The organism is Streptomyces sp. SP17BM10 (genome assembly GCF_036322405.1).
GTDB lineage: Bacteria > Actinomycetota > Actinomycetes > Streptomycetales > Streptomycetaceae > Kitasatospora.
The window spans coordinates 1-2,395 of record NZ_JAQYXB010000622.1; the positions used below are offsets into that span (position 1 = coordinate 1).

1 protein-coding gene is annotated in these 2,395 nt (G+C 76.6%); it reads left to right on the forward strand.

What is annotated here, in order from left to right:
* Positions 1-13: 13 nt before the first annotated feature.
* A partial coding sequence (locus PUR71_RS24440) for a condensation domain-containing protein (RefSeq protein ID WP_329929242.1) occupies positions 14-2,395 on the forward strand: 2,382 nt, incomplete at its 3' end.

The window sequence follows — 2,395 nt, forward strand, 5'->3', positions numbered from 1 at the left end:
GACGGCGGCCGCGGTGGCGGCGCGTCTCGAGACGGACCTGCCCTGCCGGGTCCACCCGCAGAACGCGGCCTACCTGATCTACACCTCCGGCTCCACCGGCACCCCCAAGGCCGTCCAGGTCCCGCACGCCGGCCTCGCCAACCTCGCCCGGCACCTCGACCGCTCGGTCCTGGCCGACCACCTGGCCGCGACCGGCCGCTCCCGGGCCCGCGTCGCGAGCACGTCGTCGTCCGCCTTCGACGCGAGCTGGCAGGCGCTGAGCGCGCTGTTCCTCGGCCACGAGCTGTACGTGCTGGACGACGACACCCGCCGCGACGGCGAGGCCGCCGTGGCCGACCTGCGCCGCGCCGGCGTCGACCTGCTGGACACCACGCCCGCGTACGCGGCGGAGCTGATCGAGGAGGGGCTGCTCCGGCCGGACCCGGCCGACGGGGCGCCTGCCGTGCGGACGCTGCTCCTGGGCGGCGAGGCGCTCCCGGCGCCGCTGTGGGAGCGGCTGCGCGCGACGCCCGGCCTGGTCGCCCACAACGCGTACGGGCCGGCCGAGTGCACCGTCGACACGGTGATGGCGCCGCTGGCGGCGGCCGGGTCGCCGGTCCTGGGCCGGGTGACGACGAACACGCGGGCCTATGTGCTGGACGCGGGGCTGCGGCCGGTGCCAGTGGGGGTGGCGGGCGAGCTGTTCCTGTCCGGGGCGCAGGTGGCGCGTGGCTACCTCGGGCGTCCCGGGCTGACGGCGTCGCGCTTCCTGCCGGATCCGTTCGGCGCCGCAGGGGAGCGGATGTACCGCACCGGGGACGTGGTGCGGTGGCTGTCGGACGGCCAACTCGCCTTCGTGGGGCGGGCGGACGACCAGGTGAAGGTGCGCGGCTTCCGGATCGAGCTCGGTGAGGTGTCGGCCGCCCTGGAGCGCTGCGCGGGCGTCTCGGCCGCCGTGGCCGTGGTGCGGGAGGACCGCCCGGGGGACCGCCGGCTCGTCGGGTATGTCGTCCCGGCGGCCGGCGCGGGGCTGGACGCCGCGGCCGTGCGCGGAGAGGTGGCGTCGGTGCTGCCGGAGTACGCGGTGCCGTCGGCCGTCGTGGTGCTGGAGGCGCTGCCGCTGACGGGCAACGGGAAGGTGGACCGCCGCGCCCTGCCCGCGCCCGCGGTCGTCGCCCAGGTCGCGCACGCCCCGCGCGACGCCCGCGAGGAGCTCCTCGCCGGGCTCTTCGCGGACGTCCTCGGCATGCCCGGGGTCGGCGTGGACGAGGACTTCTTCGCGCTGGGCGGGCACTCGCTGCTGGCCATGCGCCTCGTTGCACGGGTGCGGGCGGCGCTCGGGGTGGAGCTGGGCATCCGCGACCTGTTCCGGGCGCCGACGGCCGCCCGGCTCGCCGCGCTGCTGCAGTCGCGGACCGCCGCGCCGCACGAGCCGCTGGTCGCGGTGGCCCGCGGCGAGCGGACGCCGCTGTCGTACGCCCAACAGCGCCTCTGGTTCCTGCGCGAGTGGGAGGGCGCCGGGAGCGCCTCGACGTACGCGGTGCCGATGGCGCTGCGGCTGAAGGGCGCGCTGGACGAGGGCGCGTTGCGCGCGGCGCTGGAGGACGTGGTGGGCCGGCACGAGAGCCTGCGGACGGTCTTCCCGGTCGTCGACGGCTCGCCCTGGCAGCACGTGGTGCCGGTGACGGGCGAGCCGCTCGTCCCGTGGGAAACGGCCGACTGCGCCCCGGAGGACCTGCCCGGGAGGCTCGCCCGGGCCGCCGGGCACGAGTTCGACCTCGCAGCCGAACTTCCGCTGCGCGCCTGGTTGTTCCGCGTCGCGCCGGACGAGCACGTGTTCCTGCTCGTGGTGCACCACATCGCGTGCGACGGCTGGTCGATGGGCCCGCTCCTGCGCGACCTCACCGCCGCGTACACCGCCCGCCGCACGAGCGGCGGGGCTCCGGCCTGGAGCGAACTCCCCGTCCAGTACGGCGACTACGCGCTCTGGCAGCACCGGTCGCTCGGCGAGCAGGGCGTGATCGATCGTCAGTTGCACTTCTGGCGCGATCGACTGGCCGGTCTGCCCGAGGAGCTGGCGCTGCCGACGGACCGGCCGCGGCCCGCCGTCGCGAGCCTCGCGGGCGGCACCGTGGACGTCGAGGTGCCCGCCGACGTGCACGCCGGACTGGTCGCGCTGGCGCGCGCGTCCGGTGCCACGCTGTTCATGGTCCTGCGCGCGGGCTGGGCGCTGCTGCTGTCCCGTCACGGGGCCGGGGCGGACATCCCCGTCGGCACGGTGGTGGCGGGGCGGTCGGACGAGGCGCTGGACGAGTTGATCGGGTTCTTCGTCAACACGCTGGTGCTGCGGACGGACCTGTCGGGCGACCCGAGCGTCCGGGAGCTGCTGCGCCGGGTGCGCGAGGCGGACCTCGAC